Annotated in this window: 9 protein-coding genes; 1 reads left to right on the top strand and 8 read right to left on the bottom strand. The window is 53.8% G+C overall.

The features are described from left to right. Nucleotides 1-7 precede the first annotated feature (7 nt). From panC to F1728_RS09370, 7 genes are all read right to left on the bottom strand, one after another. Nucleotides 8-865, bottom strand: coding sequence for a pantoate--beta-alanine ligase (panC, locus tag F1728_RS09400; RefSeq protein WP_155363886.1), 858 nt, complete (start codon nucleotides 863-865; stop codon nucleotides 8-10). 46 nt (nucleotides 866-911) lie between these two features. Then, nucleotides 912-2,375 (bottom strand): hypothetical protein, encoded by a 1,464-nt coding sequence (locus tag F1728_RS09395; protein ID WP_155363885.1) that lies wholly within the window; start codon nucleotides 2,373-2,375, stop codon nucleotides 912-914. An 80-nt stretch (nucleotides 2,376-2,455) separates the two neighbouring features. Further along, nucleotides 2,456-2,953 (bottom strand): thioredoxin family protein, encoded by a 498-nt coding sequence (locus F1728_RS09390; RefSeq protein WP_145181148.1) that lies wholly within the window; start codon nucleotides 2,951-2,953, stop codon nucleotides 2,456-2,458. A gap of 313 nt (nucleotides 2,954-3,266) precedes the next feature. Continuing rightward, a complete protein-coding gene (locus F1728_RS09385) occupies nucleotides 3,267-5,153 on the bottom strand; it encodes a DUF4340 domain-containing protein (protein WP_155363884.1) in 1,887 nt (628 codons plus the stop codon). 63 nt (nucleotides 5,154-5,216) lie between these two features. Further along, nucleotides 5,217-7,859, bottom strand: coding sequence for a Gldg family protein (locus F1728_RS09380; protein WP_155363883.1), 2,643 nt, complete (start codon nucleotides 7,857-7,859; stop codon nucleotides 5,217-5,219). 59 nt (nucleotides 7,860-7,918) lie between these two features. Then, on the bottom strand, nucleotides 7,919-8,686 hold the full coding sequence (locus tag F1728_RS09375; protein WP_145037201.1) for an ABC transporter ATP-binding protein: 768 nt from the start codon (nucleotides 8,684-8,686) through the stop codon (nucleotides 7,919-7,921). A 398-nt stretch (nucleotides 8,687-9,084) separates the two neighbouring features. Next, nucleotides 9,085-11,589, bottom strand: a complete 2,505-nt coding sequence (locus F1728_RS09370) for a SurA N-terminal domain-containing protein (RefSeq protein WP_155363882.1) — start codon at nucleotides 11,587-11,589, stop codon at nucleotides 9,085-9,087. A gap of 500 nt (nucleotides 11,590-12,089) precedes the next feature. On the opposite strand from F1728_RS09370, the gene topA reads away from it, so the two are divergent. After that, entirely contained in the window at nucleotides 12,090-14,816 is a 2,727-nt protein-coding gene (gene topA / locus F1728_RS09365) for a type I DNA topoisomerase (RefSeq protein ID WP_228030588.1), read from the top strand. Between the two features lie 4 nt (nucleotides 14,817-14,820). Here topA and F1728_RS09360 read toward each other — a convergent pair whose 3' ends face one another. Continuing rightward, the gene (locus F1728_RS09360) at nucleotides 14,821-15,618 is read right to left on the bottom strand and encodes a DNA topoisomerase I (protein ID WP_187782028.1); all 798 of its coding nucleotides are present in this window, start codon (nucleotides 15,616-15,618) and stop codon (nucleotides 14,821-14,823) included. Between the last annotated feature and the right edge of the window lie 134 nt (nucleotides 15,619-15,752).

Here is a 15,752-nt window from a genome sequence, read left to right as displayed (position 1 = left end):
ACGTAATTCAAACCTGCGAATCAGTCGTCAGCTCACGATTATCGATCAATCGTGTGGAACCGGACCAGGCGGCGATCAACGCGACCATCCGGCTTTGCGCGGTTGAGAGCTCTTCCAGGGTATCTGGATCAGCAATCGTCGCGTAATCGAGTTTGATCAGCGGCGTTTTCGACAGCAGCTCCCGCATTTCTGTTTTGATGCGCTCAAGATCCGTCTCACCCGAGGCGATTCGCTCCTCGGCCAGTGCCAGCGCTCGAGAAAGGGACAAGCCCGATGCCCTTTCTTCCGCTGAGAGATAAGCATTGCGGCTGCTCAGTGCCAGACCATCGGCGTCCCGGATAATAGGGCACGTGACAATTTCCACCGGAAGATTCAGATCGAGACACATCCGCCGCACGATGGCCTGCTGCTGATAATCTTTCGCCCCGAAATATGCTTTGTCGGGCAGACAGCTGAGCAGGAGTTTGGTGACTACGGTCGTGACGCCGCGGAAGTGATGCGGACGGGTCGCGCCCTCCAGTGTCTCCGTCAGTGTTTCCACATCCACATGCGTTGAGAAGTGGGCCGGATACATCATGTCTTTGGTTGGCGTCCAGACCAGGTCCGCCCCCGCAGCCTGGCATTTCTCCAGGTCTGCAGCCAGCGTTCGCGGGTACTTGTCGAAATCTTCATTGGGACCGAACTGTGTCGGATTCACGAAGATCGAAACCACGACGAAATCGCACTCTTTTCGTGCGGCTTCCACGAGGCTGGCATGTCCCTGATGCAGGGCACCCATGGTCGGCACAAAACCGATGACGGCACCTCCCTGGCGGGCAGCACGTACTCGCTGTCGCAGTTCCGGGATTTCAGCAACCGTATCCATGCGCGCTTACTCCGATCTATGGTTAAGATCTCGTCCTGTCAGGCGACTAGGATTTTTTCGGAGATGGCTTCCGGTTTCCACCACCCCGTTTTCCGGATGAACGACGCGAAGAGCGTTTCGGACGTCGGCGGCTCTGATCGTCAGCTGCTTCCGGATCCGATTTCTTGCTGTCTCCCTCTTTGGCTTTGTCCTGGGTGGAGGACTTGCCGCTCACCAGCTTGGGGTTCAGCAGATAAGAGATGGCTTCTTCCCAACTTGGTACGTTGGGATATTTGTTTTCGATCTCTTTCTTGCGGGGACGCGGTGCTTCGGAGCTGTCTGTTTCATCGTCAGAGTCAGACTCAGACTCTGCAGCAGCAGGCTTTTTGCGACGACGAGAGCGGCGCGAGCGTTTTGGCTTCTGTTCGGACTCCTCTTCGTCCTCTTCATCAGAGGCTTCATCGTCGACTTCCAGTTCCTCAGCTTCGTCTTCCGTCTCTTCCTCATCCTCAGCGGTTTCAGAAGTTTCTTCTTTCTTACGCGAACGTGAACGTCTCCGGCGTCGACGACGACGGGGCTTCTTCGGTTCTTCCGCTTCTTCTTCCTCGGAGTCTTCTTCTGCTACAACCGTCTCTTCTTCTTCGGCGACGGCTTCGTCCTCCAGATCCTCTTCGTCTTCTTCCTCAACTTCGAAGGAAACTTCTTCCGAAATCAGACCGAAGCCGAAGGAATCGTCGTCGTCCAGACGTTCGTCTGTTCGAGCGGTGGCAGGGGGATTTTCTGCGGTTTTCTTTTTGCGACTACGCGAACGACGGGAGCGGGCCGGTTTCTCCTGGACTACTTCCTCAGCTTCAGCAACCGCTTCCTCATCCTCTTCGTCTTCTTCTTCATCGGCTTCAGCGAAGACATCGTCCTCGTCCTCGTCGTCTTCGTCATCCTCCTCATCATCATCAGAGGCGGCGGGGCTCTTCGCTGACTTGGAATCGTCTTCGTCCCAGTCCCAGCCGTCCAGAGCATCCCAGTAGGTGTCTTCTTCGTCGTCATCGTCAACGGAAGACTCGGCTGCGACTTGAGCGGCGGGTTCGAAATCTTCTTCGATTTCGTCTTCCTCGTCCTCTTCGTCATCATCGAAGGACGCGATCACTTCATCTTCGTCGTCGTCCTCTTCTTCATCGTCGGCTTCTTCCTCGTCATCTTCATCAGAGACGAGTACTTCAGGCTCATCGTCGTCGTCATCTTCGAAGATGGCGGAACCGAATCCACTATCATCGTCGTCATCTTCATCCGTCTCATCCTGAACACGGGAGACGGCAGCAGCCGACGGCTCTGCAGGGGCCGGGGTTTCCGGTTCCTCAGAGGTAGCCTCAACGTCTGCCTCGTCGTCTTCGGGCAGATCATCTTCATCAAAATCGACGGGCTCGGGTTTGACCTGCTGGTCAAAATCAATTCCAAACAGGTCACCTGCGAGGGACTCCCAGGAGTCTCCTTCGCCCGACGGATTCTTGCCAAAAGGCTCTTTGCTTTTATTCATACAGCGCAAAATACACGTTCTTTATTGCTTTTACAAGATTTGCGCCATGTGCGAATCAGTGATATCAGCAGAATTCAGACTTATTTTGAGTACTCGATGTGGCGAATCACAGCCTGCAATTTGCGGGCTTTTTCCAACATCGCGTGATAGCGGGGAACTTTGGAATATCCCACCTGACGCGCCAGCAGGTCTGCTTCTGCACTCAGAACGACTGTACATGGAATCGATTTCACCTTCAGGGTGTCGGCAATTTCCCGATCTTTGTCGAAATCGAGGTGTACAGGCTCGAATGCCTGATTCAGGTAGCGGGCCATTCGTGGATCGGAGAGGGTATCTTTCTCCAGTTTCCGGCAGTAAGTACACCAGCTGGCATCAAATACGATGAATACCGGTTTGTTACTTTTCATCGCGGCCTGGTGAGCCGTTTCCAGGTCCTGGTGCCACTTGATCTCCTCCGCGACTGATTCCGCGTTTGAGGCTTTTGAATCGGATTTCAAGAGCTCGATACAGATGCCAACCACGACGACAAGTGAAAAGCCAACAACGGCCCACTGGAGCTTCTGGGGAAGTCGTTTCATTTCGTAGACTCCTTCATAAGTAAGGTAACCTGATTCGGTATCTATACTTATGTGACTGATAACTGATAGACCCGTTTTATGTGAGCAACTTACAAAATCGTTATAAATCGTTCACTGTGCTTTATCGGTATCAGATGAGGAACTTCTATGAATGATTCGATCGGAATTACCGGTTTGTTGGGCACATGGCCCGTAAAGTCTACCTAACCGGAACAGAATTGGGCTCTGCCACGAAAAAAAGCCAATCCTGAAGCGGGTTCGGCACGATTACCGACCGCCTCAGGCTTGGCTGAATGGACTGTTGTTCCGCCGATTACTCAGAACCAGCTGCCTTCTCGGGAGGCTTGGAATCCGTAGACTTTTTCTCAGCTTCCGGCTGCTTGGGGGAGGCTTTTTCCGCAGCAGGCTTAGGTTTTGCCTCTGTTTTGGCGGGCGCCGGTTTACTCTCGCTGTCGGATTTCGCTGGAGCAGGTTTCGCGGACGGAGCCGGTTTCGGCGCTGCAGGCTCCCCACCTGGCTGAGCGGGAGCCTTCATGCCGGGAAGGTTCAGGCCCGGAATTCCCAGAGCGGGATTACCCGCTCCCGGTTTAGCGGCACCCTCTTCGGGTTTGTCAGCCGGCTCGACCAGGGCTTTCCGCGACATCCGCAGCTTCTCGAAGCTGTTGGCGGAAATCACGTAGTACCAGTCCGCGAACCGCTGATTCAGCTCCTGCACGCGTTCCTGGCCCTTGATGACCTTCTCGTCGTACTCCTTCAGCTGTTTCTCGTAGGTTTTGAGAGCCGACTCATACTTCTTCATCGCGGCTGCATATTCTGCTTCCGGATCCGGCTTCTTCTCGTCGGTTTTCTCATCCTTCTTGTCAGCTGCTTTCGCATCGGCTGGTTTATCGCTGTCCGCTTTTTCTTTCGTCTCTGCCGGCTTTTCCGGTTTGGTCGGCTTCTGTGGTGGATCGCCGATAAAGGACGGATCGAAGGTCACCGTCACGAACAGGTAACGGCTGGTCTTCATGGCATCATTGTCATCGGTTTTGCCCGGCTTCTCTACCGACTCTTCAGTTTTGTCGGCAGGTTTCTTCTCTTTGGAATCCGCTTTTTCAGCATCTTTCGCCGGGGCTTTCTCACTCTTCTCTTTACTGCCGTTACCGACTTCGATATCCAGCGTGCTGCCGGTAAAGATTTCACCAAAGTAGAGCGAGTAGACCACACCCTGGTTGGTGACTACGATCACTTCCCCTTCGTTGGATACCAGCTGCTGACCGCCCGAAGCTGTCTGGGCCACGATGAAACCTTTGCTTTGCAGATCGACAAAGTCGAGTGCATTTTTCAGCTGCAGCTGTCCCGATTTCTTGAGCTCCGCAGCGATGGCGGCCGGCTTGGGACGGATTCCCTGAATCTTGAGGTCGACCAGCGTGTTGATCATCTGGTTGACATCGGCGGTATTCAGTTTCTCGGTTTCGGTATTCAGGCCTTCCAGTTCCCAGGGAGAGCTGGAGTTTTTGCGTTTCAGCGTCGAAAGTTCCTCGTCCACCAGGCGCCGATTGGTTTCATCGATCGAGTATTTATTCACGATGATTTCCACCAGTCGATCCCGGTCGACCTTCAGCAGATCCGGTTCGATCCAGTCCGAGAAATCAGAGGAGAGATCCACGTTGAGCTTAGTCCGGTAGACCGAATCTTCGTCGACTTTCCGCACATAATATTCATTGGGTTGTTCCGGTACCTGCTTACCGATAATAAAGTCGACCAGCGGCGCACCACCCTCTTTGGACAGTGTCAGACGCTGACCGCGGCCCTGCAGGTTGGTGTTCGATTCGTCCAGTGGATCGATGACGCCAAAACGTTCATGGTCGCTTTTCCGCCGGCTTTCCAGGGCACCGCGAACTACTCCTACCAGGGAAGTGGCGGTTTCCGCCAGTTCGTCTTCGGCGTCAGCCGGGTAGTCATGGTGCGACGGAATCCGCCAGGCACCGTTTTTATAGTCCACGTTGAAGACTTTCAGCGTGGCGGAATCTTCATCGTAGCTCACCACCCGCAGCGCTCGCGCCTGGGTCGGATCCGTGAAGTCCGGATAGAATTCTTCGCCTACCTTTTCATAACCCGTCAGCTCGACCGGTTGCGAGGCGCGATCGGTTACGAACGCCGCAATTAAGGCAACCACGGCGATTCCCACAAAGGTCAATGTTCTCGTCGTTTCATTCATGGCAAACGTTTTACTTAAAACAAGTGGTTTAAGATGGATTGAAACTGGCCGCGGGGGCTGCGTTTATTTCAGTCTCCGGTCCGGAGCAATATTCTGGTTCTCGTGCTTTAAACGGAAGAACAGGAAACAGATTCCCAACAGGATCGCCGGGAAGGGGGGTACCAGAATCGCATACCAGCGAATCCGGTTTTCGATTTCCCGAATCTGTCGCTCGGTCTGAGCTTTGATCTTTTCGACCTGTTGCTGTTTTTCCCGTTCGATCTTGGCTTCATCGACTTCCAGCCGACGACTTTCGTTTTCTTCAGCCATTCGTAAACGGATCTGTTTTTCCCGGCTGTCCATGGAAGGATCTTTTTCGATCTTTTCCCGTTGTTCTTTGAGACGGTCACGGGCTTCCTCCAGCTTGGCTTCAGCGACCTCGTTGGCCTTTTCCCGCTCCGCATTCCGCTCTTTGATGAAGACCGAAGTTTCGCGTTCGACCAGTGTCAGCGTGCGATGCTTCTGACGCCGTTTGCGGAGTGAGATATAGGAATCGTCACCGGCCAGCTGGTCGACACAGTTCAACAGGAAGGTCACGTTGTCGATCTTCAGACCAAAGGCCTGACGCTCACGGATGTTGAACAGCTCATCCGAGATCAGGTCGGCATCGGCGACGAAAATCACATTCAGATCTTTCACTTTTGATTTCGGCGTTGAAGTGATATGAGCCGCTAGGACGTGGGCGTGTTCGTCGATCACGCGGATCGGATCCTGCACGATGCGGACCGAATTGAAGAACGGGCTGGTGATCTCACCCCACGCCAGCAGACCGGAGTTGGGACCGGTACGCAGCAGCGGTTCGAAATTCAGATCTCGATCTTTCCGCGGACGGATACTGCCCGGGAAGAAGGTCAGCATTTCCTGCAGACCACTGGTGATATTGCTGTCGAGGCTGAAGGCGCTTTTCGTTCCGCTCTTGGGGCTGATGAAGATCAGCTCAGGACGCACAACTTCGGCAAACTCCGGATGTGGATTGAAGTAGTCGAATACCACTTCCCCGTTATCCCAGGCAATCTCCAGCAGGTTCATCAGCGGCGTCAATCGGCCTTCGTAAGCTTTGGGAGTTGGCGGCGGTTGACGCATTCCCATCATGCCTCCCGGACTCGGTTTGGGCATGCGGGGTGCCATCTGAATGCCGCGTCCTCCACCGAAGACGGGCAGCGGGTCATCACAGACCAGCGTCGGTTTCCCTTTCTTGACGTAGTCCACCAGATTCTTGAGTTGGGGTTCGGTCAATGATGAGGGGAGTACCGCCAGCAGAACATCGTAATCGGTATCGCTGATCGGCGAATCGGGTGAGACCTGCTCGACCCGGTACTGTTTCTTGAGTTCACTCACAATCAGCCACGGAGGCTGGTTGCCGCCCATGCTCATGTCCAGACCACCAAAAATGCTGGCATCGGTATTCAGAATGCCGACAGTCAGACGATCATCTTTGGAGACCGTACGGATGGAGCGGGTCAGCTCGTATTCGATGGGAGTTCCGACATTGAAGAACGGAATCACCACTTCATCGGTCGCACTCTTCACGACGGCACCCATGAAGATGGTTTCCACGTAAGCCCGTCCACCCCGTTCGGTCTGTACCCGTTGGGGAGAGATGTCCAGCAGCCGGGCTTCCTCTTCTTCCTTGCTGAACGGCTCAACGTCGACGAACCGCACCTGCAGGCGTTTGCCGCCCAGCTGGTCATATTCCCGCAGCAGGCCGATCAGCCGTTTGCGAATCGGCACGTATTCCCGCGAGACTTCCGGGCTGATGAAAGCTTCAATGGTGACGGGGTTTTTATCGTCGATTTTGGAGATCAGGTCTTTTGTCGTCTGTGACAGGCTGTAAACTCTTTCGCTGGTCATATCGATGCGGCTGCTGCCGTAGGAGACGATCGCATTCACGCTGATCAGGATCACTGCCAGCGAAATGGTTCGCACCAGGTACTGCAGTCCCATTGAATTCTGTTCATGGGAACTCCAGTGTCGGCGGGTGATGAGCACGCGGTTCAGGTACAGCATCATGATCGCCAGCGAAATGAAGTACAGCACCGAGGCCAGCGGCAGAACTCCGGTATTGAAATCCTGGAACTGTTCGACCAGGCTCAGGCTCTGAACCAGATTACTGGAAGGAGCCACCTGTCCGATGAAGACCGGGATCGCGCAGATCACGGTTCCCAGCACAAACGCGACCGTGGTGCTGCTCGTCAACGCGGAAGCGAACATACCCGCAGAAAGCAGGGACGCACCCGCGAGCCAGTATCCAAAGTAAGTCGTAAACATCAGCCCCATATCCGGATTGCCGATGCTGTTGAGTACAAATATATGCGTGACCGAGAACAGCAGGGCGATCGTATAGACCGCCAGTACCGCCAGGAATTTGCCCAGCAGGACTTCCAGGTCCGAAGCGGGCAGGGTAAACAGCAGTTCGTCGGTCCCCAGTTTTTTCTCATCGGCCCAGACGCCCATCGTAATCGCCGGGATGATGAACAGCAGCAGCAGGGGATACCACAGGCTCAACTGATCCAGGTTCGCCTGGTTGTTGGCAAAGAACTGCTGGTTGAAGGCAGCGAAGGCACCGGCGACCACGAACACGACAATAAACAGATAGCCGAGCACTCCCGAGAAGTAGCTCTGTACGTTTCGCTTGAAGACGGCCAATACAACGTTGTTCCGCAACATAACAGAAGGGTCCTTACGTCAGCTTTATGAGGTAACGAAATTGGTCGGTGAAATTGAACTTATGCGTGGGTCAGTTTGTGGAAGCGTTCTTCCATGTCTTCCTGACTGTTACCCAGCTCATCGACAGGGCCATCGAATACAACCGAACCCTGGTTAATCAGGATCACGCGGCTGCAGACGGCTTTGACTTCCTGCAGAATGTGAGTCGAAAGCAGAATGGTCTTGGTTTTCCCCAGGCTGCGAATCAGGTCACGCACGGACTGGTTCTGATTAGGGTCGAGACCGCTGGTCGGTTCATCCAGAATCAGGATGTCCGGATCGTGCAGCAGGGCCTGGGCCATGCCCACACGTTGCCGAAAACCGCGGGAGAGTTTGCGAATCGGTTTTTTCCAGACGGTGCTCAAGTCGCACTTATCCATCACGAACTCGAGCCGGTTGCTGAGTTCGGCACTCGACATGCCCCGCACGCCACCCACGTATTTCAGAAAGCCCAGCGGCGTCATTTCTTCGTAGAGCGGCCCGTTTTCTGGCAGATAACCCAGTTTCTGACTGGCTTCAATCCGGTGTGTGCTGACATCAAACCCACCGACGCGGGCCTGCCCTTCGCTGGGGGATAGAAAGCCGGTCAGCAGTTTCATCGTAGTCGATTTGCCTGCACCGTTGGGTCCCAGGAATGCTGCGACCTGGCCGCGGGGTACGGAAAATGTCACATCGCGGGTTGCAGCGAACTGGCCATAGAACTTACTCAGCCCGATCGCCTCGATCATGTTTTCGGAAGCCGTGCCCGTCGCTGACCCGGCAGGAGCTTGCTGAACCTGTTCCGACATTAGAATAATTCTCCCGATGATTATCTCGTGGTTGATTCAACAGTATGGATGTTCCAGTTCGGTCCGTCCGCCGGACCGCCTCGTTTATTGATACGGTCCCAGCCGGCAGACAGCTGGAAGATTTGTCCATTTTTAACTGGTAAGTGTTGAAAATACAACGTAGGTGGTGAGTACCTTTTGAGTTACCTGGATCTTCGTGGCTGGCTCGTTCTCACCGGTGTCCTTCTGTGGAAACGGAAAAACGGAGTCAGATCCGATGGCACCTCTATAGAAATAAACGCCTTTTTTTCGCTTGTCCAGCCGGTTTTACGAAAAAATGGTCTGCTGTGAGGGAATAAAAAAATCGGTTGTACCGTCTGCCGATACAACCGATTTGTGTCTGTGATCCTGTTCGAGGATTACTCCTGAACGACTTCGACTTCCTGGTCCATGGCTTCAAAGTGCTTCTGGACGTTGTACTTCGCCAGCAGATCTTTGCCCCAGTTCTGGATTGTCTGCACCTGCTCCTGCTGAGCCATTGGCAGGTAAGGTGAGAAGAAGAAGAACAGGTCCGTTTTCAGGAATTCCTGGTACATGGCGGTCTGTCCGCCCGGTGTGGACGGAATTCGGTTGATGACTTTCACCACATAGCAGATTGACTTGTCGGCATTCATGGCAACGCCCACATCCCCTTCCTGCATGTTGTCGAAGACCTGTTCCATGAAGTCGTTGCCGGCTCCATCGATGGCAGAGATCGTCGAGAGTTCAGGCCGGGGGAAAGCGAACGGGTTGCTTGCACCGGCTGTCGAGGTCCGCATCCAGCTGAAGGATTCGGTGGTCTGCGTTAACAGTTCCGTTCCCTCTTTATTGCCAGTGATGGTCTGTCCCTTCAGAGCAGTCTGCATGTCTTCGTCTTTCGCTTTGGTGATCAAAGCCTTGAGTTCTTCTGCCCGTTTCTGAGCCAGCGGACGGGCTTTTTCAGTTTTGATCTGGGCGATGATCTCCTGCTTGATTTCGGGATCGTCGAACTTAGGCACCATCGTATCGGTATGAGCGACTTTCCAGTAAGAAATCAAAGCACTGGAGAAGGAATCTTCCGCTTCGAAAGTCGTGTAAAGCTGATCCATAGGTGTTCCGAACAGCTGTTCGAGCACGGTTCGCGGCTGCGCCGTGAATTCATTCAGGGTGGGCTCACGTGCGGTTCCCAGCGGGTATTTCTCAGACTCCATGAGTTCCCGGGCGGTCATCATGGGGGTGATGTTATACACGAGCTTGTTCTTGGCTGCATAGCTCTTGAGCTGCTCGGTGATCTCCTTCGGTGTCGGAGGATTCTCACCAGTAGCAGGACTGTTGATCTTGTAGCTCAAGTCATTCATGAAGGTCGCGGCTGCGTTGATCTTCTGCTGCATCAGTTCCAGAGTGCGTTCCCGCAGCAGCTGATCGCGAATTTCACTTTTCAACTCATCGTTGAGCGGACGGTATGGTTCCAGCGGTGGTGCAGCCGTCGTTGCACTTTCCGGTTGAGTGTCTGCCGGTTTCTCAGCTGGCTGTGCTGGTTTGCTTTCGGGCTTCGCAGCTGGTTTGGCAGGCTTGTCAGCCGGCTTCGTATCTGCAGCGGGAGCTGTTTCTTTTTTCGCAGGTTCCTTGGCTGCAGACTCTTTCTTGGCAGGCTCTGGTTTAGCGGGCTGCTTTTCATCCAGCAGTGCTACGAAAGTCGTCTGATTGGAATCGAGGGCACTCGTTTTGTCTTTCGATTCTGTTTTGGCTTTCTCTGCTTCCGGTTTCGCTTCGGGCCTGGGTTTTTCCTCAGCTTTGGGAGCCGGTGTTTTGGGCTTCTCTGCTGAATCAGCCTTGGGAGCCTCTGGCTTCGCAGGTGCTTTCTCTTCAGCAGCTGGTTTCGGAGCGGCAGGCTTAGGAGCTTCGACCGGTTGATCTCCCTGCGGAGCGACAGGAGCTCCCGGGAAGTTCATGTTCGGATCGTTGGGAATGGGATTATTTTTGTAAAGCGTTTCCTTGTTCTCTTCGTAGAACGCTTTGATCTCTTCCTCTGTAACAGCCTTTACCTGCTTTTCGGTCTCTTCGTAATCGGCCAGCAGGTATTCGACTTTCACTTTAGGAGGCTGCAGCAGACCCGGTGCTCCCGGACCTTTTTCGTTGGGCATGACTGCTTTGTAATTTTCGTAGAATGCCTTCATCTCAGCTTCGGTCGGATCGGCGATCTCTTTCTTGAAATCTTCGACCGGCAAGGCTGCCACTTCCAGTTCTTCGCGGACGTTGAATTTCTGATAGAAGTTCCAGTACTGATCCGGGGTCAGTGAGACTTCGGGGCTCTTCAGCTGGAAAGCGAGACGGGCCTTGAGCTGGTCTCGCAGGATTTCATAAATCCGTCCCTGGGTGACACCCAGTTGCTGGCAGACCCGTTTGAAGGCGTCCTGGCTCAGTTTGTTGTTGGTGTAGCGTGAGATGTAATTGGAAACTGCATCGTCAGAGACCACCAGTTGCATCTGGTCTGCTTCTTTACGGAGCAGGAATTCCAGGATCATGTCGTCTTCGGTGCTCTGCACAAAGGGAAAACCAAATAAGGCACCCTGGGGCACCCGTGCGCTCTGCATTTCCTCTTCAGTAAGTGAAGCGAAATACGACTGGGCGACGAACTGATTGGCGATCTGCCGGTTCTGCAGCATGATCTGGTACTGCTGCTGGTCGATTTCTCCTGCGGTGGAGGTGACGACATTCGCGGTTCCCATCCGGGGCATGTACATGTAGCCCAGCAGAAAGCCGACCACGACTCCGACGGCGGCAAATTCTTTGCCTTTACCACGGTCTTTTCCCAGGAACCAGAATAACGGTCCCACAAAGAGCATGCCCAGGATCGGCGGTACCTGGTCTGCATTCATCTGGCCCAGCACGATAAATGCGAACATGGCCAGAATGGTCAGGGGACCATTAATACTTTTTGATTTTTACGAAACAATTCCAGTGGCGAGGCCATGCTGTTTCCTTCTTGAGTCTGCAAGTCGAACGAAATCGATTTCCTGTCGTCAGTTTCCGGAAGAACAGGGTTACCCCGGTGCCCTCCGGCGGGATTCGTATCTCCCGTTCGGAAAAGAGTTTTCCGTTTAATCCATGTGTTGTAATTTATTCCGGCAATTCGTGAAAGTCTTCTCTGAAAGAATCCTGCGGTTTCCCACCTGATCTTACGCCGAAAATAGCCCGTTTGGGGATCACGATCCGCTGTGAAAAAATAATTACAGGCTTGACAGGGACTTTTATCGCGGTTATGGATTGCCGGATGAAATTGATCAAATGAATCCGCAGCAACGATTCAGAATAGTCTCTGTCAGAAGTACATTGAGCCGCGTATTGTAGCCGGGAGAGCTCTGGTGACAAGGTTGACGTCGGTTTTCCAGGAAGGATAGATCTGGTGGCAAAGAAAAAGCTGAAAGCTTTGGTGATCGTGGAATCACCTGCCAAGGCGAAGAAAATCGGCAGCTATTTAGGCAGTGATTATAAGGTACTGGCCAGTATGGGCCACGTGCGCGACCTGCCTGCCAAAGCCTCCGATGTTCCTTCCGAATTCAAGAAGAAACACAAATGGGCCACCCTCGGGGTCAATGTTGAATCGGAATTCGAACCGTATTACCTGGTTCCCAAGGAAAAAAAGAAGACGGTCAAAGAACTCAAAGATGCTTTAAAGGACGCTGAAGAGCTGATTCTCGCGACCGACGAAGACCGCGAAGGAGAAAGCATCGGCTGGCATCTCACCGAGCTGCTTAAACCGAAAGTGCCTGTAAAACGTATGGTTTTCTCGGAAATCACCGAAGAAGCCATCAAGGAAGCCATCGAAAACCCACGTGAACTCGACCTGAACCTGGTTTCGGCTCAAGAAACCCGCCGGGTCCTGGACCGTCTGTATGGGTTTACACTGAGTCCCCTGCTGTGGAAAAAAGTTTCCCGCGGACTTTCCGCCGGTCGCGTGCAGTCTGTCGCGGTTCGTATCCTGGTTCAGCGGGAACTGGAACGACTCGCGTTTCGCAGCGGTACCTACTGGGACCTGAAAGCCCTGCTCAAAACCGACGAAGGGGCTGAATTCGAATCGATGCTGATGACCGTCGGCGGAAAGAAAGTCGCCAGTGGTAAAGACTTCGACGAATCCACCGGGAAACTCAAAGAGGGCGCCGATGTCCTGCTGCTCAACGAACAACAGACCGAAGAACTCCTGGAACGCGTTCAAAAATCGGACTGGACCGTCACCTCTGTCGAACAGCGGATGCAGTCACGCAAACCTCCCGCACCGTTCACCACCAGTACCCTGCAACAGGAGGGTAACCGTAAGCTGAACATGTCGGCCCGGGAAACCATGCAGGTCGCCCAGCGGCTCTACGAAGACGGTCACATTACTTACATGCGTACTGACAGTGTGAACCTCTCCAACGAAGCGATCACGAGTGCCCGTCAGCGGATTGAAGATCTCTACGGCCAGGATTACCTCAGTCAGGACATCCGCCGCTTCGAGACCAGTTCCAAAGGGGCACAGGAAGCACACGAAGCGATCCGTCCTGCCGGTAAACTGATGAAAACCGCTGAGGAACTGAATCTCAAAGGACAACAGGCCAAACTGTACGCCATGATCTGGAAACGGACGATGGCCACCCAGATGGAAGAAGCCCGTCTCCGCTTCCAGACCGTTACGATTACAGCAGACGACGCTGAGTTCCGGGCTACCGGCCGCCATGTCGAGTTCCCCGGTTTCTTCCGTGCCTACGTGGAAGGGGTCGACGATCCTGAAGCTGCACTGGACGACAGTGAATCCATGCTGCCGCCACTCGAAGAAAATCAGAAGCTGGATCCCAGCCAGGTCGAACCACTCAAGCACGAAACCAAACCCCCCGCGCGGTACACAGAAGCCACGATTGTCCGCAAGCTGGAAAGTGAAGGGGTCGGCCGTCCGAGTACCTACGCCTCCATCATCGGCACCATTCAGGACCGGGGCTACGTCAATAAATCAGGCAGTCAGCTCGTTCCAACCTTCACAGCACTGGCGGTCACGCGACTGCTGGAAAAGTTTTTCCCGAACCTGGTCGACCTGCAGTTTACCGCTGCCATGGAACAGGAACTGGACGATATCGCTGTCGGCGAAGGGGATCGTCTGCCTTATCTGAATCACTTCTATCGAGGTAAGGAAGGGCTCGACGAGCAGGTCAAAACCAAGGAAGAGACCATCGATGCTCGCGAAATCTGTACGCTGGACCTGGATGGCATCGAGTCTGCAGTGCGTGTCGGCCGTTACGGACCATACGTTACCGATGAAAACGTGGAAGAACCCGTTTCAGCTTCAATTCCCGAAAACATCGCCCCGGCTGACCTGACCAACGAACTGGCTCAGAAACTGATTCGCCAGAAGAGCGAAGGTCCCAAGGCACTGGGGATGCACCCCGAAGAAAATTCACCCATTTACAAGTTGCACGGCCCCTTTGGACCGTACCTGCAGCTGGGCGATGTGACCGAAGACGGTCCCAAGCCGAAACGGGTCAGTATTCCGAAAACCATGGACCCGGATGACGTCGACCTCGATCTGGCTCTGAAATACCTGAGCCTGCCTCGTTTCCTGGGAGAGCATCCCGAGACCGGCAAGAAAGTCAACGCAGGCATCGGACGCTTCGGTCCCTACGTCCTGCACGACAAGGTTTATAAATCACTTACCAAAGATGACGACGTGCTGACCATCGAACTGGATCGTGCGGTAGAACTGCTCAAGCAGGCCCGCCGGCGCAGTGCCCCGACTCCGATTCGCGAACTGGGCAAACATCCCGAGGACGAAGAACAGGTCGCCATCTTCGATGGTCGTTACGGACCTTACGTAAAACACGGAAAGATCAATGCCACGATTCCCAAGGAATACGAGGTCGAAAACGTAACGCTGGAGCAGGCTGTCGAATGGCTGGAAGCCAAAGCGGCTAAGAAGGGCGTCAAGAAAAATACGACGAAAGCCACCAAGAAGAAAACGGCGACCAAAAAATCAGCCGCAAAGAAGACTACGAAAAAAGCAGCTGCCAAGAAAAAGACGACCAAGAAAAAGACGACCAAGAAAAAAGCCGCTAAAAAGGCGACTAAGAAGAAAGCTGCTGAGAAAAAAGAGGACGACGAATAGTCGCTCAGGCGGACGCCTTCGACTGATCGGTGTCCGCCTCGGCAGGCGTGGTCTCGCTGTCGAGTTTCTCAGCGCAGTTTTTACGGTCGGCTGCTTCAACCTCGGATTCATCCAGGTCGAATTCTTCTATCAGTTCGCGTCGCCGCTGGTTGACCTGACGGTCAAATTCCGAGAGCACATCCAACGCACGATCCCTTGAGGTCACCAGGCCGATAATCAGGTATTGCGTGATTGCCATCCCGTAGCAGACCCAGCCTACGTTCCCCGGGGCGATCGCCGCGAGAATTGCGAACACAGGCGAAGAACGGTTGATATGCTGGCAGAGGATCCCTTTGAGGATCGCTGCCCATTTCTCTTTGAGTTCACGCAGGATTCCGTATTCTTTCGAGAGTTTCAGCTTCGGTGGTCCGGGGTGAATAATCGAGAACAGCTCCTGATCAGGCATCGCTTCGATCACACCAATGGCCAGCATGATGCGGAATCCCATCAATACCCAGCCCTCAGTTCCCTGTAGACTCATTGGAACCCAGCCGAACAGCGCTGCTTCCATGTTTGCTGTGGCCGCTAAGAGGAGCAGGGAGCCACGGAACCACTGTTCCAGGTCTTTCTCGAGTTCTTCATCAATTTCCTGAACCCGAGCCACTTTATGCATGAATAGGTGGAAGATAGGAATAGCAATCAGCCCTACAAGGAAGCGGGTAACCGGCTTCAGCAGGTCTTTCATATAGGGGCTGATGCTTTTGAACAGGATTCTTATCAATCCACCCACAGCAAATCCAATCTGGTCGAAAGGCGTCAGCATGAATTCGTCTCCCTGCTGATCAGAACGAACGAATCCTCAGCAGGGATCAAAAAAAGGCCTCGAAAAACCGGATTGGCAACTGAGACCGGGCCTCTATTATGTCGCAAAAAGCGTCACTGAGACAAGGCAGATTC

The sequence above is a fragment of the Gimesia benthica genome (assembly GCF_009720525.1).
Classification (GTDB): Bacteria; Planctomycetota; Planctomycetia; order Planctomycetales; family Planctomycetaceae; genus Gimesia; species Gimesia benthica.
The sequence above is the reverse complement of the archived record's forward strand: the minus strand, read 5'-3'. Positions and strand labels throughout refer to the sequence as shown.

What these genes read in the sequence shown, in the direction of transcription:
- F1728_RS09385 (WP_155363884.1), bottom strand. Translation starts at nt 5,153, where the DNA reads ATGAATGAAACGACGAGAACATTGACCTTTGTGGGAATCGCCGTGGTT.
- panC (WP_155363886.1), bottom strand. Translation starts at nt 865, where the DNA reads ATGGATACGGTTGCTGAAATCCCGGAACTGCGACAGCGAGTACGTGCT.
- F1728_RS09390 (WP_145181148.1), bottom strand. Translation starts at nt 2,953, where the DNA reads ATGAAACGACTTCCCCAGAAGCTCCAGTGGGCCGTTGTTGGCTTTTCA.
- F1728_RS09395 (WP_155363885.1), bottom strand. Translation starts at nt 2,375, where the DNA reads ATGAATAAAAGCAAAGAGCCTTTTGGCAAGAATCCGTCGGGCGAAGGA.
- F1728_RS09360 (WP_187782028.1), bottom strand. Translation starts at nt 15,618, where the DNA reads ATGCTGACGCCTTTCGACCAGATTGGATTTGCTGTGGGTGGATTGATA.
- F1728_RS09375 (WP_145037201.1), bottom strand. Translation starts at nt 8,686, where the DNA reads ATGTCGGAACAGGTTCAGCAAGCTCCTGCCGGGTCAGCGACGGGCACG.
- F1728_RS09370 (WP_155363882.1), bottom strand. Translation starts at nt 11,589, where the DNA reads ATGTTCGCATTTATCGTGCTGGGCCAGATGAATGCAGACCAGGTACCG.
- F1728_RS09380 (WP_155363883.1), bottom strand. Translation starts at nt 7,859, where the DNA reads ATGTTGCGGAACAACGTTGTATTGGCCGTCTTCAAGCGAAACGTACAG.